The sequence below is a fragment of the Nocardioides luteus genome (genome assembly GCF_000960475.2).
Lineage (GTDB): Bacteria > Actinomycetota > Actinomycetes > Propionibacteriales > Nocardioidaceae > Nocardioides > Nocardioides luteus_A.
This window is the reverse complement of sequence record NZ_JZDQ02000047.1, coordinates 25,048-46,669: the sequence shown is the minus strand read 5'-3', so window position 1 is coordinate 46,669 and position 21,622 is coordinate 25,048. Positions and strand designations below refer to the sequence as shown.

At 68.0% G+C, this 21,622-nt stretch carries 21 protein-coding genes; 9 read left to right on the top strand and 12 right to left on the bottom strand.

Annotated elements, in window-relative coordinates; translation table 11 throughout:
- Window positions 1-240 precede the first annotated feature (240 nt).
- Window positions 241-783 carry a hypothetical protein gene (locus UG56_RS24865; RefSeq protein WP_071327314.1) on the top strand — a complete coding sequence of 181 codons (543 nt, stop codon included), beginning with the start codon at window positions 241-243 and terminating at the stop codon, window positions 781-783.
- 87 nt (window positions 784-870) lie between these two features.
- On the opposite strand, the gene UG56_RS24860 is transcribed toward UG56_RS24865, so the two are convergent.
- Together UG56_RS24860 and miaB are read right to left on the bottom strand one after the other, a co-directional pair.
- Complete coding sequence (locus tag UG56_RS24860; protein ID WP_045546743.1) at window positions 871-1,803, bottom strand: zinc metalloprotease; 933 nt, start codon at window positions 1,801-1,803, stop codon at window positions 871-873.
- A 105-nt stretch (window positions 1,804-1,908) separates the two neighbouring features.
- Window positions 1,909-3,411 carry a tRNA (N6-isopentenyl adenosine(37)-C2)-methylthiotransferase MiaB gene (miaB, locus tag UG56_RS24855; RefSeq protein ID WP_045546742.1) on the bottom strand — a complete coding sequence of 501 codons (1,503 nt, stop codon included), beginning with the start codon at window positions 3,409-3,411 and terminating at the stop codon, window positions 1,909-1,911.
- A gap of 123 nt (window positions 3,412-3,534) precedes the next feature.
- On the opposite strand from miaB, the gene UG56_RS24850 reads away from it, so the two are divergent.
- The 4 genes from UG56_RS24850 (at window position 3,535) to UG56_RS24835 (ending at window position 6,956) form a co-directional block, all read left to right on the top strand.
- The gene (locus tag UG56_RS24850) at window positions 3,535-4,311 is read left to right on the top strand and encodes an amino acid ABC transporter ATP-binding protein (RefSeq protein WP_071327313.1); all 777 of its coding nucleotides are present in this window, start codon (window positions 3,535-3,537) and stop codon (window positions 4,309-4,311) included.
- Between the two features lie 75 nt (window positions 4,312-4,386).
- A complete protein-coding gene (locus UG56_RS24845; protein ID WP_045546741.1) occupies window positions 4,387-5,202 on the top strand; it encodes a glutamate ABC transporter substrate-binding protein in 816 nt (271 codons plus the stop codon).
- 73 nt (window positions 5,203-5,275) lie between these two features.
- Entirely contained in the window at window positions 5,276-5,965 is a 690-nt protein-coding gene (locus UG56_RS24840; protein WP_045546740.1) for an amino acid ABC transporter permease, read from the top strand.
- A gap of 79 nt (window positions 5,966-6,044) precedes the next feature.
- A complete protein-coding gene (locus UG56_RS24835) occupies window positions 6,045-6,956 on the top strand; it encodes an amino acid ABC transporter permease (RefSeq protein WP_045546739.1) in 912 nt (303 codons plus the stop codon).
- Between the two features lie 65 nt (window positions 6,957-7,021).
- On the opposite strand, the gene UG56_RS24830 is transcribed toward UG56_RS24835, so the two are convergent.
- From UG56_RS24830 to UG56_RS24815, 4 genes are all read right to left on the bottom strand, one after another.
- Window positions 7,022-7,489, bottom strand: a complete 468-nt coding sequence (locus UG56_RS24830) for a hotdog fold domain-containing protein (RefSeq protein WP_045546738.1) — start codon at window positions 7,487-7,489, stop codon at window positions 7,022-7,024.
- Window positions 7,490-7,538: 49 nt separating this feature from the next.
- A complete protein-coding gene (locus UG56_RS24825; RefSeq protein WP_045546737.1) occupies window positions 7,539-7,805 on the bottom strand; it encodes a metal-sensitive transcriptional regulator in 267 nt (88 codons plus the stop codon).
- A gap of 151 nt (window positions 7,806-7,956) precedes the next feature.
- Complete coding sequence (locus UG56_RS24820; RefSeq protein WP_045546736.1) at window positions 7,957-8,334, bottom strand: VOC family protein; 378 nt, start codon at window positions 8,332-8,334, stop codon at window positions 7,957-7,959.
- Window positions 8,334-9,131 carry a methyltransferase domain-containing protein gene (locus UG56_RS24815; protein WP_045546735.1) on the bottom strand — a complete coding sequence of 266 codons (798 nt, stop codon included), beginning with the start codon at window positions 9,129-9,131 and terminating at the stop codon, window positions 8,334-8,336. The genes UG56_RS24820 and UG56_RS24815 overlap by 1 nt, the downstream gene beginning before the upstream one ends.
- A 108-nt stretch (window positions 9,132-9,239) precedes the next feature.
- On the opposite strand from UG56_RS24815, the gene UG56_RS24810 reads away from it, so the two are divergent.
- The gene (locus UG56_RS24810; RefSeq protein WP_045546820.1) at window positions 9,240-9,728 is read left to right on the top strand and encodes a MarR family winged helix-turn-helix transcriptional regulator; all 489 of its coding nucleotides are present in this window, start codon (window positions 9,240-9,242) and stop codon (window positions 9,726-9,728) included.
- A 37-nt stretch (window positions 9,729-9,765) separates the two neighbouring features.
- On the opposite strand, the gene UG56_RS24805 is transcribed toward UG56_RS24810, so the two are convergent.
- Window positions 9,766-11,559, bottom strand: coding sequence for an ABC-F family ATP-binding cassette domain-containing protein (locus UG56_RS24805; RefSeq protein WP_045546734.1), 1,794 nt, complete (start codon window positions 11,557-11,559; stop codon window positions 9,766-9,768).
- 107 nt (window positions 11,560-11,666) lie between these two features.
- On the opposite strand from UG56_RS24805, the gene UG56_RS24800 reads away from it, so the two are divergent.
- Window positions 11,667-12,929, top strand: a complete 1,263-nt coding sequence (locus UG56_RS24800) for a TetR/AcrR family transcriptional regulator (RefSeq protein ID WP_052693060.1) — start codon at window positions 11,667-11,669, stop codon at window positions 12,927-12,929.
- Between the two features lie 220 nt (window positions 12,930-13,149).
- Window positions 13,150-13,962, top strand: a complete 813-nt coding sequence (locus UG56_RS24795; protein ID WP_045546733.1) for an IclR family transcriptional regulator — start codon at window positions 13,150-13,152, stop codon at window positions 13,960-13,962.
- Between the two features lie 109 nt (window positions 13,963-14,071).
- On the opposite strand, the gene UG56_RS24790 is transcribed toward UG56_RS24795, so the two are convergent.
- The 3 genes from UG56_RS24790 to UG56_RS24780 are packed head-to-tail and all read right to left on the bottom strand — an operon-like array spanning window position 14,072 to window position 16,942.
- Window positions 14,072-14,974, bottom strand: a complete 903-nt coding sequence (locus UG56_RS24790) for a 4-(cytidine 5'-diphospho)-2-C-methyl-D-erythritol kinase (RefSeq protein ID WP_045546732.1) — start codon at window positions 14,972-14,974, stop codon at window positions 14,072-14,074.
- Window positions 14,971-15,840, bottom strand: coding sequence for a 16S rRNA (adenine(1518)-N(6)/adenine(1519)-N(6))-dimethyltransferase RsmA (rsmA, locus tag UG56_RS24785; RefSeq protein ID WP_045546731.1), 870 nt, complete (start codon window positions 15,838-15,840; stop codon window positions 14,971-14,973). The genes UG56_RS24790 and rsmA overlap by 4 nt, the downstream gene beginning before the upstream one ends.
- A 34-nt stretch (window positions 15,841-15,874) precedes the next feature.
- On the bottom strand, window positions 15,875-16,942 hold the full coding sequence (locus tag UG56_RS24780) for a resuscitation-promoting factor (RefSeq protein WP_305728743.1): 1,068 nt from the start codon (window positions 16,940-16,942) through the stop codon (window positions 15,875-15,877).
- Window positions 16,943-17,512: 570 nt separating this feature from the next.
- Between UG56_RS24780 and UG56_RS24775 the strand changes: the two genes are divergently transcribed.
- Complete coding sequence (locus tag UG56_RS24775) at window positions 17,513-19,849, top strand: immune inhibitor A domain-containing protein (protein WP_045546729.1); 2,337 nt, start codon at window positions 17,513-17,515, stop codon at window positions 19,847-19,849.
- Between the two features lie 82 nt (window positions 19,850-19,931).
- Here the strand turns inward: UG56_RS24775 and UG56_RS24770 are convergent, their stop codons facing one another.
- Window positions 19,932-20,753, bottom strand: coding sequence for a TatD family hydrolase (locus tag UG56_RS24770; protein ID WP_045546728.1), 822 nt, complete (start codon window positions 20,751-20,753; stop codon window positions 19,932-19,934).
- 13 nt (window positions 20,754-20,766) lie between these two features.
- Entirely contained in the window at window positions 20,767-21,615 is an 849-nt protein-coding gene (rsmI, locus tag UG56_RS24765; RefSeq protein ID WP_084101578.1) for a 16S rRNA (cytidine(1402)-2'-O)-methyltransferase, read from the bottom strand.
- Window positions 21,616-21,622 lie beyond the last annotated feature (7 nt).

Genomic DNA, 21,622 nt, shown 5'->3' with positions numbered 1-21,622 from the left:
GGGGAGCAACCCAGACCGGGTTGCTCCCCGCCTCGCGTTGACGGCCCGTTACACCCGGCTGACTTTTTACACACAGATTTTCGAAACACTGTTACGAACCTGTTGCCACAAGTGCCGTCACATGGAACGGTCTAGACCGTCTGATACTCGTGTCCCACCAATTGGGGCAGCCGGGGGGCGGACGTGCGATGCATGTTCCGAATCCGGTCCAATCACAACTACTCGGAAGTGTGGACCAATATGTCTGAGAACTACGGCAACAGCGACGAGCAGCAGAACTACGGCCAGGAGGGCGGCTTCGGCGGCCAGGAGTCCAACGAGGGCTCCTCCTACGGCTCCGAGTCCAACGAGGGCGGCTTCGGCGGCCAGGAGGGCGGCCAGAGCGAGGGCGGCTTCGGCGGCGGCGAGCAGCAGTCGGAGGGTTCCTCCTACGGCTCCGAGGGTGGCCAGAGCGAGGGCGGCTCCTCCTACGGCGAGCAGTCCGACGAGGGCAGCTCCTACGGTGGCGGTGAGCAGTCCGAGGGCTCCTCCTACGGCTCCGAGGGTGGCCAGAGCGAGGGCGGCTCCTCCTACGGCGAGCAGTCCGAGGGCTCGACCGAGGGTGGCTTCGGCGGCGGCGAGGAGTCCGGTGAGGGCTCCTCCTACGGTGGCGGCGAGCAGTCCGAGGGCTCCCCCTACGGCTCCGAGGGTGGCCAGAGCGAGGGCGGCTCCTCCTACGGCGAGCAGTCCGAGGGCTCGAGCGAGGGCGGCTTCGGCGGCGAGCAGAGTCAGTCGCAGTACTGATCCAGCTCCGCTGATCACACAGATCGAGCGCCGGGTCCCGCGAGGGACCCGGCGCTCGGTGCCTTTCTCAGATCAGACCAGGTCCGATCAGGCGCGGTACGCGACCCACCCGTCGATCATGCGCTGCACCTGGCCCGGCGTGAACTCGTCCATGCACGCGTCCTCGGTGTAGTCCATGAAGTTGTGGATCGGGTCGAGGCCCGGAGCCGTGCAGGTGTCGGAGCCCTCCGGGCAGCCGAAGGCGGGCGCCGCCTCGGCCGGGGTGTCGGCGACCTGGTCGCCCTTGCCGCGGCAGCCGCCCTGGAAGGTGTGGTAGAGGTTCAGCCAGTGGCCGACCTCGTGCGTGGCCGTGTCGCCCTCGTCGTACGGCACCGCCGAACCGCCGGGCAGCGAGTCACCGAGGATGACCACACCGTCCTGCGACCCGATGTTCTTGGTCGGGAAGGTCGCCCAGCCGAGCAGGCTGTCGTCGATCTGGCCGAGGTAGATGTTGAGGGCGTTGTCGCCGCCCTGGCGCAGGGCCGCCTTCATGTTCCGCTCGCCGGTCGAGCCGGAGATGATCGGGTACCAGGCCGGGTTGATCGTGGTGTCCTGGCCGGCCACCTCGAAGGTGAACGGCGTGCCCGCGTACGCCGCGTTGAGCACGTCGATCTGGGCGTCGATGTTCGCCTGCGGGATGACGCCGGTGGTGGCGTCCTCCTGGATGACGTGGATGTAGGTCGGGATGCTCGTCGAGCCGAGGTTTGCGCCGCCGGGCTGCTTCCCCTTCGCCGCCAGCGCGCTGCCGAGAGCCTTCTCCCTGGCCTCGGCCTGCTTCGCGGTCAGATGGTTCGTGTCGCGGACCTGCTTGGCCCCTTCGGTCACACGGGCCGCGCCGACCTCGTCCGGGTCGAAGCAGGCGCCGCCTTCTCCGGCGGCCTGCACCGCGGACGCGGGCACCGCGGCCACGAGCCCGGATGCCACGAGCACTCCGAGCGCGCCCAGCGCCGCTGCTCTGCCGGCCAGCTTGGGAATCGACATGGGGTTTCCCTTCCTGAGACGAGTTGCCTCAGGCTAGGACAGAAATACCCTCGGGGGAACGGAGTTACGGAGAATTTGCTGTTCGAGTAACAGCACGCCGAACGATCAGCCGCAGGCTGGCGCAGCGGGCAGCGGCGCGGGCACCCCGACAGCCGGCATGCCCAGTCCCACCGAACGCGTCTCGGGCTCGGTCCGGCCCTGGCGCGCCTCCCAGGCGTCGCCCGAACGGGTGCGACGCACCTCGAGCACCGGGTTGTCGGCGATCAGATAGTGAGGAGCCGCGCGAGTGATCTCGACCTTCACCATGTCGCCGGGACGTACGCCCTCGGCACCGGCTGAGCTGAAGTGCACCAGCCGGTTGTCGGGCGCGCGGCCGGAGAGGCGGTGGGTCTCTGCGTCCTTGCGGCCCTCGCCCTCGGCGACCATCAGCTCGAGCGTACGGCCGACGTTCTTCTTGTTCTCCTCGAAGGCGATCTCGTTGACGAGGTCGACGAGGCGGCCGTAGCGGTCCTTGACCACCTCGGGCGAGATCTGGTCGGGGAGGTCGGCCGCGGGGGTGCCGGGACGCTTGGAGTACTGGAAGGTGAAGGCACTGGCGAACCGCGACTCACGGACCACGTCGAGGGTGGCCTGGAAGTCCTCCTCGGTCTCCCCCGGGAAGCCGACGATGATGTCGGTGGTGATCGCCGCGTGCGGGATCGCCGCCCGGACGCGCTCGATGATGCCGAGGAACTTGGTGGACCGGTAGGAGCGCCGCATCGCCTTGAGGACGCGGTCGGAGCCGGACTGCAGCGGCATGTGCAGCGAGGGCATCACGTTGGGCGTCTCGGCCATCGCCTCGATGACGTCGTCGGTGAACTCCGCCGGGTGCGGGCTCGTGAACCGGACGCGCTCGAGGCCCTCGATCTCGCCACAGGCGCGCAGCAGCTTCGAGAACGCCTGGCGGTCGCCGAACTCGACGCCGTAGGCGTTGACGTTCTGGCCCAGCAGGGTCACCTCGGTGACGCCCTCGGCGACCAGCGCCTCGATCTCGGCGAGGATCTCGCCCGGTCGCCGGTCCTTCTCCTTGCCGCGGAGCGAGGGGACGATGCAGAACGTGCAGGTGTTGTTGCAGCCGACGCTCACCGACACCCAGGCCGCGTAGGCCGACTCACGCCTGGTCGGCAGCGTCGACGGGAAGACCTCGAGGGACTCCAGGATCTCGACCTGGGCCTCCTCCTGCACCCGGGCGCGCTCGAGCAGCACCGGGAGCGAGCCGATGTTGTGCGTACCGAACACCACGTCGACGTACGGCGCCTTCTCGGTGATCGTCGCCCGGTCCTTCTGCGCGAGGCAGCCACCGACGGCGATCTGGAGGTCCGGGTTGGCCTCCTTGATCGGGGCCAGGTGGGAGAGGTTGCCGTAGAGCTTGTTGTCGGCGTTCTCCCGGACCGCGCAGGTGTTGAAGACGACCACGTCGGCCTGCTCGCCCTCGCTCGCCTTGAGATAGCCCGCATCCTCGAGCAGCCCGGAGAGGCGCTCGGAGTCGTGGACGTTCATCTGGCAGCCGTAGGTGCGGACCTCGTACGTACGGGCCGATGCGGAGCTCGAGGCGGTGGACACGGTCATAGCGTCCTCAAGGGTACGGCGCCCGGGTCCAACGGCAGGAAATCCCGGCCAGTTATCCGCTTGTAACCGATAGCGAGGACCAAGTCATGGATGTGCAATGCAGGATGTGGTTAGGTCTGCGACATGACCGTGCTTGACACAGATCCCACCAGCGCACCTTCGGGAGACGCCCTGGTGGTGCTCGACCATGTCGACAAGCACTACGGCGACCTGCACGTGCTCCAGGACATCAACCTGGAGATCAAGCGTGGCGAGGTCGTCGTGGTGATCGGACCCTCGGGTTCGGGGAAGTCGACCCTCTGCCGCACGATCAACCGGCTGGAGACGATCGACTCCGGGACGATCACGCTCGACGGCAAGGAGCTGCCCGCCGAGGGCAAGGGCCTCGCCAAGCTGCGCGCCGAGGTCGGGATGGTCTTCCAGAGCTTCAACCTCTTCGCCCACAAGACGATCCTGCAGAACGTCACGCTGGGCCCGATGAAGGTCCGCAAGCTGAAGAAGGCGGAGGCGGAGGCCGAGGCGAAGAAGCTGCTCGACCGCGTCGGCGTCGGCGCCCAGGCGGCGAAGTACCCCGCCCAGCTCTCCGGTGGCCAGCAGCAGCGCGTCGCGATCGCCCGGGCGCTGGCGATGAAGCCGCAGGTGATGCTCTTCGACGAGCCCACCTCCGCTCTCGACCCGGAGATGGTCAAGGAGGTGCTCGACGTCATGGTCAGCCTCGCCAAGGAGGGCATGACCATGATCGTGGTCACCCACGAGATGGGCTTCGCCCGTGTCGCCGCCGACCGCGTCGTCTTCATGGCCGACGGACAGATCGTCGAGTCCAACACGCCGAGCGAGTTCTTCGACAACCCGCAGTCCGAGCGCGCCAAGGACTTCCTCGGCAAGATCCTCAAACACTGAACGTACGTCTCGGGTGAGCCCTGAGCTCGCGAACCCTGCAACGCACCAACACTCATATCCCAGAAGGTGGATTCGATGAAGTTCCAGAAGATCGCCGCGCTCGTGGGCGCCCTCGCGCTCGCCGGCTCCCTCGCCGCCTGCGGCAGCGACGACTCCGGCTCTGACGCCGGCGGCGACAAGATCAAGATCGGCATCAAGTTCGACCAGCCCGGCCTCGGCTTCAAGGAGTCCGACGGCAGCTACTCCGGCTTCGACGTCGACATGGCGGAGTACATCGCCAAGGGTCTCGGCTACGACGAGGACCAGATCCAGTGGGTCGAGGCCGTCTCCGCGAACCGCGAGACCTTCCTCAAGGACGGCACCGTCGACATGATCCTGGCGACGTACTCGATCACCGACGAGCGCAAGGCCGAGGTCGACTTCGCCGGTCCTTACTACGTCGCCGGCCAGGACCTCCTGGTCGCCGCGGACAACACCGACATCACCGGCCCCGAGTCGCTCGACGGCAAGAAGCTCTGCTCGGTGACCGGCTCGACCTCGGCCCAGAAGGTCAAGGACGAGTACTCCAAGGGCGTCCAGCTGCAGGAGTTCGACACCTACAGCAAGTGCGTCGGCGCGATCGAGAACGGTCAGCTCGACGCGATGACCACCGACAACATCATCCTGGCGGGCTTCGCCCAGCAGGACCCGGGCAAGTTCAAGATCGTCGGCAAGCCGTTCTCCGAGGAGAACTACGGCGTGGGTCTGCCCAAGGGCAGCAAGGACCGCGACAAGATCAACGACCTGATCGAGAAGTCCTTCGAGGACGGCGCCTGGGAGAAGGCGTTCAACGACAACCTGGGCGACTCCGGCTACGAGCTGCCGGAGCCGCCGACGGTCGACCGCTACTGAGACATCCGCGGGGCGGGGGAGTCCGCTCCCCTGCCCCGTCGGCACGTCCGGCGCAAGAAATTTGGAAGGACCCATGGACCTCATCTCCGAGAGCGGGTCAGCCATCCTGACCTCGTTCGGGCTGACCTTGAGACTCGCCGTCTTCAGCGGGATCTTCTCGCTGCTGCTCGGCGTGGTGCTCGCGACGTTCCGCGTCTCACCGGTGCCTGTGCTGCGCTGGATCGGCGCCGCCGTCGTCTACACGTTCCGCAACACTCCGCTGACCCTGGTCATGTTCTTCACGCTCTTCGGACTGAGCTACCAGCTCGGCTTCAGCTTCGACAAGGACCTGCTCTACCGGAACAACTTCTGGCTGGCAGTCCTCGCGCTCAGCGTCTACACCTCGACCTTCGTGTGTGAAGTGCTGCGCGCGGGCATCAACACGGTGCCGCTCGGGCAGGCAGAGGCGGCGCGCGCGATCGGGCTGACCTTCACCCAGAACCTTCGTCTGGTCGTGCTGCCCCAGGCGTTGCGGTCGGTGATCAACCCGCTCGCCAGCGTGCTGATCGCGATGACCAAGAACACGACCGTCGCCGTCACCATCGGGGTCACGACCGCCACGATGGTCAACGAGGCGTCGGGGCAGATGAAGTCGCTGATGGAGCGCAACTCCGACCAGATCCTGCTGATCTTCATCATCTTCGCGGTCGGCTTCATGATCCTGACCCTGCCCATCGGCTTCATCGCCGGCTGGGCCGCCAAGCGATTCGCGGTGATCCGATAATGAGCGAGCGTCAGCGAGCGACAACAGACATCAGGCCGCCGCGTCCGTATGGTTGCGCCTGCGCTACGGAGGTGGCGGCATGAGTGCCTCAGTTCTGTACGACGCCCCCGGCCCGCGCGGCAAGGCGCTCAACTGGGTCTACTCGGCTATCGCCCTCGCGGTTCTGGCCTGGGTCGCCTGGATCGTCTACTCGAAGTTCGATGCGACCGGTCAGTGGGAAGCCGACAAGTGGACGCCGTTCTTGAAGTCCGAGACCTGGGAGAACTTCCTGATTCCCGGTCTCAAGGGCACGCTGAGCGCCTTCGCGGTCGGGGCGGTGCTCGCTCTGGCCTTCGGGTTCGTCTTCGCGGTCGGCCGCCTCTCGCAGAGCCGGTTCATCAGCATCCCCAGCGCCGTGGTCGTGGAGTTCTTCCGGTCGATCCCGATGCTGCTGCTGATGATGTTCATCTACTTCATGCAGCAGCCCCTCGGGCTCGAGACCAACGTCTTCTGGGCAGTGGTCCTCGGGCTGATGCTCTACAACGGCTCGGTGCTCGCCGAGGTCATCCGAGCAGGCGTCGGCGCCCTGCCGAAGGGCCAGGCCGAGGCCGGCGTCGCGATCGGGCTCTCGCCCGGGCAGGTGATGCGTACGATCCTGCTGCCGCAGGCTGTGCGCTCGATGCTGCCGGCGATCATCGCCCAGCTCGTGGTGCTGCTCAAGGACACCGCGCTCGGCTTCATCCTCGCCTACAGCGAGCTGCTCAACCAGATCCCCAAGATCGACGGCAACTTCGACAACCTGATCCCGGCCGCGATCGTCGTGGCGCTGATCTACATCGCGCTCAACACGATCCTCGGGCTCGTGGCGAACTTCGTCGAGGCCCGTACGCGACGGGTCGGACACACCGCGGCACCGGTCGGTCGGGCAGGCGCCGTCGACCCGGTCGCAGCCGAGGCCGAGCTCGTCCAGAAGGGCAATGCCACTGGCGGCACCATGGGCAGCGGCCTTTAGGCAACACGGCTAGACGACAGCGGCCCGCTGCCTCAATGAGGCAGCGGGCCGTTGCGTACAGCCTCTTACTTCTTCTTCGGGGTCACCCAGAGGTTGATCTGGCCCTCGATGGCCACGGTGCCGTCCTCACGGATGCCCTTGACGCGCACCGCGAGGTCGCCGTCGGCGGTGTCCCACTGCTCCTGGTCGGTCTCCGCGATGCAGGTGATGTCGGTGGAGGCCTTGGCGGTGTAGGAGACGGTCATCCCCTTGGGGATCCAGCGCTTGTCACGCGGGATGGTGACCTCCGCAAGGGCACCCATGGCCATCTCGAGACCGTTGCACAGTGCGATGGCGTGAACGGTCCCGATGTGGTTGTGGTTGCCCCTGCGGTTGGGCACGATGACCTCGGCATAGTTGGGCCGCAGCTGGTTGACCAGCGGGTGGATGGACCCGAAGTAGGGCGCCTTCTTCGCGAACGCGACCGAGAATGCTCGCTTGCCGACAACCGGAACGCGGTTGAAGGACTTCCAGAGGTCATAGAGCTGGCTCATGGCAGTCAGGTTACCCGAGGGTAACCTCCTCCCCTCTCCTGGCCCGAGATCAGGAGAGGGAGAGGAAGACCTTCTCGAGCTCCTCGATCTGCTCCGGGCGGTCTCCTTCGGCGTGCGCGCGGCGCAGCTCGTTGGAGAGCAGAGCGAAAGCTGCCTTGTCGAGGGCGCGAGTCACTGCCTTGAGCTGGCCGACCACATCGGCGAGCTCCCGGCCGTCTTCGATCATGCGGAGCACTCCACCGAGCTGGCCCTGAGCCCGGCGGACCCGATTGACCACGCTCGTCGTCTCCGCGTCCCGAGGCTGGGGGACGGTCACGTCGTCAGTCAAAGTCTTGCCTTCCATCGTTTCTGGCATCGTTCCTGGCATCGTTGTTGTATCCCCCGGGGGACAACGGTCCAGACCAGTTGGCGTTACGGTTCTTTTTTGCTTGATTCCCGTTTTCGCCTACATGGACCAGAGGTTCGTGCTAGTCGGCGGTTGGCCACACGATCTCGACGCGGTTCCCGAACGGATCCCGGACATGGAAGCGCTGGAACCCGTCGGCGTTGTGACGCTGGCTCCAATCCACGTCGAAGCCGAGCCGCGTGAGCCGTGCCCCCGTGGCCTCCAGGTCTGCCTCGGTCTCGACCGCCAGAGCGGGATGAGCCTTGGCCTGGGGTCGATGCGGATCCTCGACACCGAGATGGATCTCCGCACCGCCTGGCGAACGGAACCAGGCGCCGCCGCGCTTGGCCAGCTCTGCCGGCTTCGGCACCTCGCTCAGCCCGAGCCCGTCGGCATAGAAGGTCCGGGCCTCGTCCTCGTGGTCGGCGCGCATACCGACCTGTACGTGGTGGATGCGCATCACGCCCCCAGCCTGTGGGCGACGACGAAGACTCGGCGGAACGGGAGCAGGACGAAACTGTTCCCTACCGAATCGTTTCGTACGGGATAGGCCCGTGCCAGACGGTTCTTGAGCTCCTCGGCGAACGGCTCGAAGAGCCCGGCCTTCTCCAGCGCGGCAGCGGTGGGGCGCAGGCTCGTCCCGGAGATCCAGGTGAAGACCGGGTCCTCACCGGTCAGCACGTGGAGGTACGTCGTCTCCCAGGCGTCGACCGCGAACCCCTCTCCCACCAGCACGTCGTAGTAGTCGGCCGGGTCATGCGACCCGGGAGCCTCGAGGTGGCGGGTGTGCGCGGCGTACGGCTCCTCAGCCGCCAGCTCCTCGCGGAGCCGGTGGCTGGGCTCGTCGAAGTTGCCCGGAACCTGGAAGGCGAACCAGCCGTCGTCGCTCACCGCACGAGCCAGGGTCGGCAGCAGATCCAGGTGACCGGGAACCCACTGGAGGGTGGCATTGGAGAGGAGTACGTCGACGGACCCCGGCGCCGCCGAGTCGGCCCAGTCGCGAAGATCGGCCACCGCGAAGTCGACGCCGTCGATGCTCGCACGCGCCTTGTCGATCATCGGCGCACTGGAGTCCAGGCCGATGACCCGGGCCTCCGGCCAGCGGCCGGCAGCGAGTGCGGTCAGGTTGCCCGGCCCGCAGCCCAGGTCGACCACGGTCCTCGGCCGATCCGCATCGACCCGGCGAAGGAGATCGACGAACGGTCGGCCGCGCTCGTCGGAGTAGGTCAGATAGCGCTCGGGATCCCATGCGGTCATGGCGTACGTCCTCTCGATTTCTCTTGATGTCAAGATATTCCGATCGTCCTCCCGACTTGTCTCGATGTCAAGATTCTCGATGAGGCGAACTTGGGCTACGCTCACGTCATGCGAGATGAAGTCGACGACCTGAGCGAGGCTTGGGCACACGAGCGGCCCGACCTGGACCTGGGCCCCGTCGAGATCTTCTCGCGACTCTCCCGCCTCTCGCGTCACCTCGACCTCGCTCGGCGCGACGCGTTCTCGGGATCCGGGATCGAGTCCTGGGAGTTCGACGTGCTCGCCGCGCTGCGACGCGCGGGCGACCCCTACGAGCTCTCCCCCGGCCGCCTCCTGCGCGAGACCCTGGTGACCAGCGGCACCATGACCAACCGCGTCGACCGGCTCGCCTCGCGCGGCCTGGTCGAGCGTCTCCCCGACCCGGCGGACCGCCGAGGTGTCCTCGTCCGGCTCACCCCCGACGGCAAGGCGACCGTCGACAGCGCCTTCGAAGCACTGCTCGCCGCCGAGCGCGAGTTCCTCGACGGCCTCTCCGGCGATCAGCAGAGCCAACTGACCGACCTGCTGCGCCGGCTGTTGGTCCCGTTCTCGTCCTGACCAGCTCAGAGCCGAGTGCCCCCGGCTCGGGAACCAGCTACTCGAGCACCTCGGCCGCCTCGAGCCACTCCAGCTCGAGCTCGTCCTTCTCCGCAGCGAGCTGATCCAGCTCGGCGCTGAGGTCGGCAAGGCGGGCGTAGTCGTTGACCGACTCGGCCATCGCGAGCTCGAGCTTCTGCTGTTGCTCGCCGATCCGCTCGAGCTGCTTGTCGATCCTGGCGATGACCTTCTTCGCCGCCCGCTCCTCGGCGGAGCCGGCCTTGGCCTTCGCCGGGCCGGCCGGTGCCGCCTCGCCCGACGCGGGTGACGCCTCGGCCTGCGGGGCCGACGTCTCGGCGGGGATCGGGAGGCGACGCTCGAGATACTCGTCGACGCCGCGCGGGAGCATGGAGATCTGGCCGTCACCGAGGAGCGCCCAGATGGAGTCGGTGACGCGCTCGAGGAAGTAGCGGTCGTGGGAGACCACGATCAGGGTGCCGGGCCAGGCGTCGAGGAAGTCCTCGAGCACGTTGAGCGTCTCGATGTCGAGATCGTTGGTGGGCTCGTCGAGGAGCAGTACGTTCGGCTCGGTCAGGAGCAGCCGCAGCAGCTGGAAGCGGCGGCGCTCGCCACCGGAGAGATCGCCGATGCGGGTGACCAGCTTGTCGCCGGTGAAGCCGAAGCGCTCGAGCATCGAGGTCGCGGAGAGCTCCTGGCCGTCGGTCGTCTTGGTGACGCGCTTGATCGACTCCACCGTCGGCAGCACCCGCGCGTCGGGATCGAGGTCGTCGAGCTGCTGGGTCAGATGCTGGAGAGCGATCGTGCGGCCGTGGCGTACCTTGCCCACCGCCGGCGGCAGCGAGCCGTCCAGCAGCGACAGCACCGAGGTCTTGCCGGCGCCGTTGACGCCGACGATGCCGATCCGGTCCCCTGGGCCGATGCGCCAGGTGGCGTGCGACAGCAGCTGCCGCTCACCGCGGTAGAGGTCGACGTCCTCGACGTCGATGACGTCCTTGCCGAGCCGCTGGGTGGCGAACTTCTGCAGCTCGAAACGGTCGCGGGGCGGAGGTACGTCCTCGATGAGCTGGTTGGCGGCGTCGATGCGGAACTTCGGCTTGGACGTACGCGCCGGGGCACCGCGGCGCAGCCAGGCCAGCTCCTTGCGGACGAGGTTCTGGCGGCGTACCTCGGAGGCGGCCGCCTGACGCTGGCGCTCCGCCTTCGCCAGCACGAACGCGGCGTAGCCACCCTCGTAGGCGTCGACCTGACCGTCGTGGACCTCCCAGGTGAACTGGCACACCGCGTCCAGGAACCACCGGTCGTGGGTGACCACGACGAGCGCCGACGAGCGCGCAGCCAGGTGAGAGGCGAGCCAGGCCACGGCCTCGACGTCGAGGTGGTTGGTGGGCTCGTCGAGCACGATCAGGTCGTGCTCGCCCAGCAGCAGCTCGGCCAGGGCACAGCGGCGACGCTCACCACCGGAGAGCCCCATGACGGAACGGTCGAGATCTATCCCGGCCAGCAGCTGCTCGACGATCTCGCGCAGCGCGGGGACGGCCGCCCACTCGTGGTCCGATCGCCCGCCGAGGACCGCCTCACGGACGGTGTGGGTGTCGATGAGCTGGTCACCTTGGTGGAGGAATCCCACCAGCAGGCCACGCTGGCGTGAGACCCGACCGGAGTCGGGCTCCTCCAGACCGGTCATCACCTGGAGCAGCGTCGTCTTCCCGTCGCCGTTGCGGCCGACGATCCCGACGCGATCACCCGCATTGATACCGAGGGAGACGTCGTCGAGAAGGGGCCGGATGCCGTACGCCTTGGAGACGTGCTCGAGGTTGAGGAGGTTCGCCATATCGCCTCCCATTGTCCCCGAGGGCGGTGAGGCGGCCACCATCGCGGCGGCCACCCAGTGGCACGCCGGGCGGACAACGTGCCCCTGACCTGCCTAGACTCCATGCAATGGTCGAGAAGACGCTCCGCGAGCACACCCACGGCTCGCGTCAGATGATCCTCGAAGCAGCGCTCCGGCTCGCCGCCGAGCGCGGCTATGTCGGCACCACGATGGCGCTCGTCCGCCGCGCGACCGGCCTCCCCCCGTCCTCGCTCTACTGGCACTTCTCCAGCAAGGACCAGCTTCTCGCCGAAGCGCTCGAGCACGGCTACGCCCGCTGGAACCGGATCGCCCCGCGGTGGGATCCGACTCCGTCCGGCGGCGACCTGCGCGACGAGCTGCTGACCAACCTGCGGCGTACCACCTCCGACACGCACGGCGCCAAGGCCGACTGGTGGCGGATGGGCCTGATGCTCGCGCTCGAGTCCGGGCCGACGGTCGGCGACGGCCCCCGGGAGCGCTTCCTCCGGATCCGCACCCAGACGCTGGCCGGCTTCGCGCTGTGGTGGTCGGAGGCGGTCGACCTTCCGCCGGCCCACATCGAGACCCTCGCGCGGCTGACCCTCGCCGCGCACGACGGTCTCTTCATCCATGTCCAGACCGAGGCGTACGCCGACCTGGACCCGCTCCGGCAACGGCTCGCCGACGGACTGGCCGCGGTCGCGGACCGCCTCCGGAAGCTGGACCCGGCCGCCGTCCCGGAGGCCGTGGAGCTGCCGCCCGTGACGTACGAGGGCGCCAGCAGCAGCCGCGAGAAGCTCGTCGCAGCAGCGCTGGAGGTCGCCGCGGAGAGCGGCTACGAGGGCGCCTCGATCAGCCGGATCTGCGCCGCGGCAGGCCTACCGGCCTCCTCGGTCTACTGGCACTTCACGAACAAGGACGACCTGTTCTCGGCCGCAGTGGACGACTCCTACCGCGCCTGGAGCAGCGCGCAGTCCTCGTGGCATCCGCCGACTGCGGCCGCTGACTGCGCCACCGAGCTTCCGCTGATGCTGACCCCGCTTGTCGCCAGCCTGCGACGGCTGCCCCCGTTCCTGCGGATCGGCCTCATGCTGGTGCTCCCCAAGCGGCCCGAGCCGCTTCCCGGCCGAGACCGGTTCCTTGCCGTACGCCGCCGCTCGCGCGACGAGTTCGCAGGCTGGTTCCGCGGTGCTCTCGGCGAGGCCGGCCGGGATCATGCCGACGAGATGGCGGCGCTGCTGCTCGTGATCGCAGACGGACTTCTCTTCGCCGAGGCGCTCGACAGCGCCGACATGCCGCCGGCCACGACCTCGGATCTGCTGGCGAAATTGGTCACGGCGACGCCATTTCATACACAGATCAGCCACTGACCTACTACCGTAGACCTACAGTCGATCTACGACGCTAACGGTCGAAAACGCATCGAAATGCATGCCGTGTCATCTATTTCCGCAGGTCAGGAATGAGATTTATCCAACATTTCCACCACAACCTCCGGAACGATCGTTACAGTGACTGCTGTCACAGAGAGTCGGTGCCACCAGATCCCCCCATCGTGGTGTGCCTCCGTCTCAGTAAAGGAGATCCCCCATGAGCGTCTCTGCTATCCCCACCCTGGCTAGTCAGCACGACCATGAAGGCGCCCCGAGGACGACCTCCTCGGCGACCCCGTCTGCGACGAAGGCCCTCCAGATCCTGGAGGCATTTCTCGGAGCCGGCCCCAAGCTCGGTGTCAGCGAGATCGCGCGCACCGCGGGCCTACCCAAGTCGACCGCCTTCCGCCTCCTGCGTCACCTCGAGCAGAGCGGGTACGTGGAGCGCACCGGGCGCCACTACGTGCTCGGCCGTCGACTGTTCGAGCTCGGCAACGCGGTGCAGATCTGCCGGCCGCAGGGCATCCGGGAGACCGCGATGCCACACCTGGCCGAGCTCTACGTAGCGACCGGCAAGACCGTCCACCTCGCCATCCTCGAGGGCACCGACATCGTCATCCTGGAGAAGATCGCCGGCCGCGGCGGCATCCAGCCTGACACGTACGTCGGTGGGCGAGCGCCCGCCGCCTGCTCCGCCCTCGGCAAGGCGATCCTCTCGTTCAGCGACCGCAACCACATCGCGGCCGTGCTCGAGTCCGGTCTGGTCAGGCGCACCCGTCACTCGCACGGCGACCCGGCGAAGTTCCTCGCCGAGCTCCGCCGGGCCAACAGCGAGCGCATCGCCTTCGATCGTGAGGAGGCCCAGCTCGGCATCGTCTGCGCCGCGGTCCCGATCATGATGGAGGGCCGCGCCATCGCCGCCGTCTCCGTCTCCGGCAGTGCCGCCGGGTTCAACGCCGCCAGTATCACCCGCCATCTGCGCCGCGCTGCCGCCGCGATCTCCGACGAGGTCGTCTCCAGCGCCGCGTAACCCTCCTCGCCGAGGCGTCACGTACGTCGGCCGAGGCGTCACACGCTGACGTCTCGGCCGATCCAACTGACGTCTCGGCCGACCGGGCTGACGCCTTGGCCGAGGTGGGTCAGTAGCTGACCACGTGCGCGCCCGCGACGGGGCCGGGGGCGGTCCAGACGCGGTCGTAGGCCCTGGCCTGCATCGCTCTGGCGACCTCGCGGGCGTGGGCGGCGTCGCGGCAGAGCATGAGGATGGTCGGGCCCGAGCCGGAGAGCTGGACGGCCAACGCACCGGCCTCCTCGCCGTCGGCGAAGGTCTGGGCGAGGTCGGGACGCAGCTCGAGGGCCGGCGCCTGGAGGTCGTTGGTGAGCGCCTCGGCCAGGAGCTCCGGGTCGCCCTTCTCCAGCGCCATGAGCAGGCGTTCGGGGACCTGCGGATCGGAGACCTCGGCGCCGGCGAGCTCGTCGAAGGCGCGGTAGACCGACGGCGTCGACAGGCCCTGCTCGTTGCCGACCGCGACCCACCACCAGGCACCGTTGTCGGCGACCGGCTCGACGATCTCGCCGCGGCCGCCACCGACGGCGGTGGCGCCGATGAGCGCGAACGGTACGTCGGAGCCCAGCTGCCCGGCCAGAGCCAGCAGATCCTCGTCGGAGGTCTCCAGCGACCACAGCCGGTCGAGGGCGACGAGCGTCGCGGCCGCGTCGGCCGAGCCACCGGCGAGGCCACCGGCGACCGGGATGCCCTTGTGGATCTCGATCCTCGCCGTCCGGTCGATGCCGTGGTGGCCGGTGAGCAGCCTGCCGGCCCGCACGACGATGTTGTCGTCGCCGGTCGGGACCTCACCCAGCGCGATGTGGTCCTCCGCGGTGAGCGCGACCTCCCACCGGCCGGCCTCGCTCACCGTGACGTCGTCGTAGAGCCCGATCGCGTGGTAGACGGTCGCCAGCGGGTGGAACCCGTCCTCCCGGACCGGCCCGACGCCGAGGTGCAGGTTGAACTTCGCGGCCGCGCGGACGGTGATCGTCATGAGAGGACCTTCGGGAGCGATTCGGTGATGCGTACGAAGTCTGTGACGGTCAGCGACTCACCGCGCGCGAGCGGGTCGATACCGGCCGCGACGAGCGCCTTCTCGGCGGCGTCGGCGGAGCCGGCCAGCGGCTTGAGCACGCCACGGAGCGCCTTGCGGCGCTGCGCGAAGGCGGCGTCGATGACCGCGAACACCTCCTCGCGGGAGACCTCGGTCGAGGGCGGCTCGCGGTGGCTCCAGTAGACGAGACCGGAGTCGACGTTGGGGGCCGGCCAGAAGACGTTGCGGCCGATCGCGCCGGCGCGACGTACGTCGGCGTACCAGGCGGCCTTCACCGAGGGGACGCCGTAGACCTTGGAGCCGGGCTTGGCGGCCAGCCGGTCGGCGACCTCGGCCTGCACCATCACCAGCCCATGGCGCAGCGAGGGCAGCAGGGCCATCAGGTGCAGCAGGACCGGGACCGAGACGTTGTAGGGCAGGTTGGCGACCAGGGCGGTCGGCGGAGGCCCGGGGACGGACGTCACCCGGAGGGCGTCGGCGCGGATCAGGCTGAACGCGTCGGCCTGGTCGGGGGCGTACTCCTCGATGGTTCGAGGCAGCCGCTCGGCCAGGACCTCGTCGATCTCGATCGCGGTCACCCGGGCGCCGGTCTCGAGGATGGCGAGGGTGAGCGACCCGAGGCCGGGACCGACCTCCACGACGACGTCGGAGGCGTCGACGCCGGACTCGCGGACGATCCGGCGCACGGTGTTGGCGTCGATCACGAAGTTCTGCCCACGCTGCTTGGTGGGACGCAGATCGAGCTCGGATGCGAGCGACCGCACCTCCGCCGGGCCCAACAGGCGCGGCGGGGTGCGGTCGGTCATGGGTACAGACTATGGCCCGAAGGCCGAAACAGCCTTACTGCGGCAGGCCGAGGGCCTGGGAGCAGGCGGGCCAGGAGCCGTAGCCACCGCGGTCGTCACGGACCTTCTCCGCGATCGCGATCTGGGTCTCGCGGCTGTTCTCGCTCGGCAGGCCGGAGCCGCCGTAGGCGTGCCAGGTCTGCTCGTCGAACTGCAGGCCACCGTAGTAGCCGTTGCCGGTGTTGATGGCCCAGTTGCCGCCGGACTCGCACTGCGCGATCTGGTCCCAGACGGTGTCGCCGCCGGCGAAGTTGGCCGCAGGGGCCTCCTCCTTGGTGCCGACCTTGACCACGCGGGTCTCGGCCTCCTCGATGACGTTCTGCTCGAGGACCTTGCGGGAGACGGCCTCGCCGTTCCTGTAGACGATCCTATAGGTCACCGAGCGGACACCGTCGGAGCCCTCCTCGACGACCTGGGTGTCGCCCTTGGTCATCGAGGAGTCCTCGATCTCCTTGACCGGCGCCTCGATGGTCTCGCGAGCCACCCGCTGGTTCTTGGCGGAGAAGTCGGTGAAGACGATCTTCTGACCGCTCTTCAGGGCCTTGTCGGAGGCCGGCGAGACCTTGTCCCGGCGCTCGAGCTGGACACCGAGGTCCTTCAGCGCGTCGCCGACGGTCAGCGCGGTCACGCTCACCTGCTTGGTCTTCTTCCCGGCCAGCGAGACCTTGACGGTCTTCGGCGTGATGACGTCGAGCGACATCCCGTCGCGGCCGATGTAGGCACCGCGGCTGGTCGAGAGCTCTGCCCGGTCGTAGTCACGGCCGAGCTCGGCGAGAGCGCCGCCGACGGTGGTCGCGGTGACCCAGTGGTCCTGGGGCTTGCCGTCGACCTCGAGGCTCAGCTTGCGGGCGTAGCGAACGCTGATCGCGCTGCCGTCCTCGACCTTGGTGTCGATCGACGGAGCGACCGCGTCACGGTCGCCGATCTCGATGCCCTCTGCCTCCAGGACGTCTCCGACGGTGTCTGCGTGGACGCTGACGTCCTTCGCCTTGCCGTCGACCGAGATGATGACGTCCGTCTGGGAGGTCTTGACGCCGTACGCCGTGCCGCCTGTGGCGACCACTGCGGCGGCGAGTCCGCCGACCAGGATGGCCTTACGACGTCGAGTAGATGCGATGTTGCGAACCCATGAGGTGGTGCTGCTGACGGGCACAATGCTCCGATGTTCGTGCTCCCCGGGCACGGGCGAACGGTGTTGCGAGATCTGGTGATCTACGCGCTGAGGCCCACCCCCAACACCGTCCGGATCTATCCCGATCCCGGCTATCTCGCCGGACAGCGGACCAAATGTGGTCGGTTAAATGCAAGTCTCGTGCTCGCTCCGCAGGCAATTACAAGCATGCAATCCCGGTATCAAATGCGCGTCACGAAACGTTGTGACCACCGCCGGAGGCGAATGACACGTGTGCGATTCATCACGGCAAAATCGCAGGTCAAGCGGGTTGATCGGGGTGCATGTCGTAATCCCGCCACGAAATATCGTGCCCCCTGGCCAATAGGCGACAAATCCTTTACAGGTAACTGCGTTGCTTGGTGTGGTACTCCGAAGCCATCTGTGTCGTGATGGCCCGTCGTGCCGGTCAGTTCTCGGGGAAGGCAGATGTGCGCGATGTCACCAGACTCCGGAGGAACGATGAACAGACGCCTTACCAGCGTTCTCGCCGCGGTCGCGGTCGCCGGCGTGACGCCGGTGGCCCTGACGCACTCGTCGGCAAGCGCCGTCGAGAGCACGGGGACCCCCGCCGCCGCTTCAACGAAGCAGAAGGTCGATGACAAGCCCGACGCGCTCAACACCAAGCGTCGCGAGCTGAAGACCAACGCCGCCGAGGCTGTCGCCACGGGCGAGAAGAAGACGGTCACCAAGAACGGCAGCGAGGTCGTCAAGATGGGCTCGGGCGACAACGCCCGCTGGGTGGAGCACGCGCCCACCGAGAAGTCCCAGCTGCTGAGCTTCCTGGTCGAGTTCGGCGAGGGCGGCAACCCGGCCTTCCCCGACAACACCTCGGGCCCGCTCCACAACGAGATCGCGCCGCCCGCCGCGGACGACAACTCCACCTACTGGGAGGAGGACTTCTCCCGCGAGCACTACATGGACATGTTCTTCAACCAGGAGAAGGGCCAGGAGTCCTTCCACAACGTCTACAAGGAGATGTCGAGCGGTCGCTTCGACCTGCAGGGCGACGTGAGCGACTGGGTCACCCTGCCCCACGCGGAGTCCTACTACCAGAGCAGCACCGGTGACGAGACCGCCTCCGCGATGAAGAACTACATCCAGGACAGCGCGAACGCCTGGTACGAGGCGCAGAAGGCCGCCGGCAAGACCGACGCCGAGATCACCGCGTACCTGCAGGACTACGACATCTGGGACCGCTACGACCTCGACGGCGACGGCAACTTCAACGAGCCCGACGGCTACATCGACCACTTCCAGGCGATCCACTCCGGCCCGGGCGAGGAGGCCGGCGCCGACCCGTGGACCATCTGGTCGCACCGCTGGGCCGCGAACGCCTCCGGTTCCGACGGCCCGGCCGACTTCCCGAAGGCCGGTGGCGTCAAGATCGGTAACACCGACATCTGGATCCGCGACTACACCACCGAGCCCGAGAACGGCGGCCTGGGCGTCTTCGCGCACGAGTTCGGCCACGACCTCGGCCTGCCGGACTTCTACGACACCGCCGGTGGCGAGAACGGCACCGGCTTCTGGACCCTGATGAGCTCGGGTTCGTGGCTCGGCCACGGCGACGGCTCCATCGGCACCACCCCCAACCACATGGGCGCCCCCGAGAAGCTCTTCCTCGGCTGGCTCAACTACGCCACCGTCGACGCCGGTACGTCCAAGAAGCTGACCCTGGGTCCGAGCTTCCACGACACCGGCGACAAGACGCCGCAGGCGCTCATCGTCAACCTGCCCGACGGCGAGGAGACGTACGACGCGGGCTCCGGCACCTCCGGCAAGTCCTTCCTCTACTCAGGCAAGGGCGACGACCTCTCGGCGACTGCGGTCACCCCTGAGATCAGCGTCCCCGCGGGCGGCTCGCTGAGCGCGAAGGTGAAGTACGACCTCGAGAAGGACTACGACTTCACCTTCGTCGAGGCTTCGACCGACGGCGGCTCGACCTGGTCCACCCCGCTGAAGACGAACCTGTCCTCCACCGCCGCCGAGGCCAACAACGGCATCGACGGCACCTCGGACAGCTCCTGCAGCGTCAACTGCAAGACCAAGGACCCGGTCGAGTTCAAGGACCTGTCCGTCGACCTGTCGGCGTACGCCGGTCAGACCGTGAAGCTCCGCTTCCGCACCGCCACCGACGGCGGCGTGCACTACTACGGCTTCGCGATCGACGACCTCTCGGTCGGCTCGGCGTACACGACGGACTTCTCGTCCTTCGACGGCTGGACGGTGAACAAGTACTTCGAGCTCACCGACGGCACCTACACCCTGCCCTACTCGCACTTCTACATCGCCGAGAACCGGCAGTACAAGGGCTACGACAAGACCCTGGCCACCGGCCCGTACAGCTTCGACTACGCCCGGACCGCTCCGGACAAGGTCGACCACTACGCCTACCAGGACGGCCTGCTGGTCTGGTACGAGAACGGTCTGTACGCCGACAACAACACCTCGGGTCACCCGGGTGGCGGTCAGGCCCTGCCGGTCGACTCCTCGATCGGTATCCAGAAGTACTCCGACGGCTCCCTGACCCGTAACCGGATCCAGGGCTACGACTCGACCTTCGACGTGGACCGCACCGACGCGCTCCACCTCACCGTCGAGCTCGCCGCCGGCGGCACCAAGACGCTCGACCTGCCGGCTCGCAAGGGCGTCTCGACCTTCTACGACAAGTCGACGACGGCCTACTGGGACGCCGCCAACCCCTACCACTCGACCAAGACCGCCGGCTCCGGCGTGAAGATCGAGGTGCTCTACTCCGACGAGAAGTCGGGCACGATGAAGGTCAGCGTCTCCTGACCTGATCCGAGCAGCACAGAAGCAAGAAGGGAGGGCCCGAGGCGATCGCCTCGGGCCCTCCCCCTTTGTCAGCGCCGGCGGATCACCAGGTGCCGCCGAAGGCGGTCTCGGTGTTGGTGTTGACGGCGTTGCAGAGCGCCTCGAGGTCGTCGCCGCGTACGTCGGCCATGACCCGCATCGTCGCCGGGATCATGTAGCTGGAGTTGATCGCGCCGCGATGCGGGTGGGGCGTCAGGAAGGGCGCGTCGGTCTCGACCAGGATGCGGTCCTGGGGCGTGATCGCGAGGGCGTCGCGGAGGTACTGCGCGTTCTTGAACGTCACCGTGCCCGCGAAGGAGAGGTAGGCGCCACGGTCCAGGCACTGGCGGGCGAACTCGGGGTCACCGGAGAAGCAGTGCATCACCCAGCGCTCCGGCGGACCGACGCTGTCGATCACCTCGAGCACCGCCTCATGGGCGTCGCGGTCATGGATCATCAGGGTCTTGTCGAGGCGCTTGGCGATGTCGATGTGGCGCCGGAAGGAGTAGGCCTGGGTCTCGCGGCCCTCCTCGTCGGTGCGGAAGAAGTCCATCCCGGTCTCCCCCACCACGCGCACCTTGTCGTGCGCCCCGGCGAGCTTCTCGATCTCGTCGAGCGCGGCCTCGAGGTCGGGTTGGCGAGGGGCGTCGTTGGGGTGGAGCGCGACGCCGGCGACCATGTTGTCGTACGTCTTCGCCGCCTCGACCGCCCAGCGCGCACCGGGCAGGTCGCAGCCGATCTGGACCACCCGGGTCACCCCCACCGCCGCCGCCCGGGCGAGCGCCTCCTCGACAGGCAGACTCTCGTCGCCTCGGACGATGTCGAGATGGGTGTGGTTGTCGACGACCGGGGCGGGCAGGGGCTCGGGTGCCGGGGCGAAGCTCATGCTCACCAGTCTTCTACACGCTCTTGTGGACGAGGTCGTAGACCTCGCGTTTCGGGACGCCGGCTCGTTTGGCTGCTTCGGCGATCGCTTCCTTCCTGGTCAGGCCCTCGGCCTCCAGGTCGGCGACGGCTGCTCGCAGGCTCTCGGGGTCGTTGCCGATCTCGGCGGACGGGTCGGCGCCGGTGACGACGATGGTGACCTCGCCTCTCACCCCGTCGTGCGCCCAGTCGACGAGCTCGGCGAGGGGGCCGCGGCGTACTTCTTCGTGGGTCTTGGTCAGCTCGCGGCAGACCGCGGCGGCGCGGCCGTCGCCGAAGGCGTCGCGCATGGCTGCCAGGGCGGCCTCGGTGCGGTGGGGCGCCTCGAAGAAGACCATGGTGCGCTCCTCCGTGGCCAGGCTCGCCAGGCGGCGGGAACGCTCGCCGGCCTTGCGCGGCAGGAAGCCCTCGAAGCAGAACCGGTCGACGGGGAGGCCACTGACCGCCAGGGCCGTCAGGACGGCCGAGGGTCCGGGCACCGCGGTGACGCGTACGTCCTTCTCGACCGCCGCGGCGACCAGCCGATAACCGGGGTCGGAGACCGAGGGCATGCCGGCGTCGGTGACCAGCAGCACCCGGTTGCCGTCGAGGAGGTCGGCGAGCAGGGTCGGGGTACGCGCACTCTCGTTGCCCTCGAAGTAGGAGACGATGCGGCCCTTGATCTCGACCCCGAGATCGGTCGTCAGCCGGCGCAGGCGACGGGTGTCCTCGGCTGCGATGACGTCCGCGGTGGCGAGCTCCGAGGCCAAACGGGGTGGGGCATCCTCCACTCGCCCGATCGGGGTTGCCGCCAAGATGAGCACGCCGTCGTCTGGATCTGCCACACCTACA

Excerpts from the sequence above, each read along its gene's own strand:
- UG56_RS24835 (WP_045546739.1), top strand. The coding sequence starts at position 6,045 with ATGAGTGCCTCAGTTCTGTACGACGCCCCCGGCCCGCGCGGCAAGGCG.
- rsmA (WP_045546731.1), bottom strand. The coding sequence starts at position 15,840 with ATGACCGACCGCACCCCGCCGCGCCTGTTGGGCCCGGCGGAGGTGCGG.
- UG56_RS24775 (WP_045546729.1), top strand. The coding sequence starts at position 17,513 with ATGAACAGACGCCTTACCAGCGTTCTCGCCGCGGTCGCGGTCGCCGGC.
- UG56_RS24845 (WP_045546741.1), top strand. The coding sequence starts at position 4,387 with ATGAAGTTCCAGAAGATCGCCGCGCTCGTGGGCGCCCTCGCGCTCGCC.
- UG56_RS24790 (WP_045546732.1), bottom strand. The coding sequence starts at position 14,974 with ATGACGATCACCGTCCGCGCGGCCGCGAAGTTCAACCTGCACCTCGGC.
- UG56_RS24820 (WP_045546736.1), bottom strand. The coding sequence starts at position 8,334 with ATGCGCATCCACCACGTACAGGTCGGTATGCGCGCCGACCACGAGGAC.
- UG56_RS24840 (WP_045546740.1), top strand. The coding sequence starts at position 5,276 with ATGGACCTCATCTCCGAGAGCGGGTCAGCCATCCTGACCTCGTTCGGG.
- UG56_RS24770 (WP_045546728.1), bottom strand. The coding sequence starts at position 20,753 with ATGAGCTTCGCCCCGGCACCCGAGCCCCTGCCCGCCCCGGTCGTCGAC.
- UG56_RS24815 (WP_045546735.1), bottom strand. The coding sequence starts at position 9,131 with ATGACCGCATGGGATCCCGAGCGCTATCTGACCTACTCCGACGAGCGC.
- UG56_RS24865 (WP_071327314.1), top strand. The coding sequence starts at position 241 with ATGTCTGAGAACTACGGCAACAGCGACGAGCAGCAGAACTACGGCCAG.
- UG56_RS24860 (WP_045546743.1), bottom strand. The coding sequence starts at position 1,803 with ATGTCGATTCCCAAGCTGGCCGGCAGAGCAGCGGCGCTGGGCGCGCTC.
- UG56_RS24830 (WP_045546738.1), bottom strand. The coding sequence starts at position 7,489 with ATGAGCCAGCTCTATGACCTCTGGAAGTCCTTCAACCGCGTTCCGGTT.
- UG56_RS24850 (WP_071327313.1), top strand. The coding sequence starts at position 3,535 with ATGACCGTGCTTGACACAGATCCCACCAGCGCACCTTCGGGAGACGCC.
- UG56_RS24805 (WP_045546734.1), bottom strand. The coding sequence starts at position 11,559 with ATGGCGAACCTCCTCAACCTCGAGCACGTCTCCAAGGCGTACGGCATC.
- UG56_RS24800 (WP_052693060.1), top strand. The coding sequence starts at position 11,667 with ATGGTCGAGAAGACGCTCCGCGAGCACACCCACGGCTCGCGTCAGATG.
- UG56_RS24795 (WP_045546733.1), top strand. The coding sequence starts at position 13,150 with ATGAGCGTCTCTGCTATCCCCACCCTGGCTAGTCAGCACGACCATGAA.
- miaB (WP_045546742.1), bottom strand. The coding sequence starts at position 3,411 with ATGACCGTGTCCACCGCCTCGAGCTCCGCATCGGCCCGTACGTACGAG.
- UG56_RS24810 (WP_045546820.1), top strand. The coding sequence starts at position 9,240 with ATGCGAGATGAAGTCGACGACCTGAGCGAGGCTTGGGCACACGAGCGG.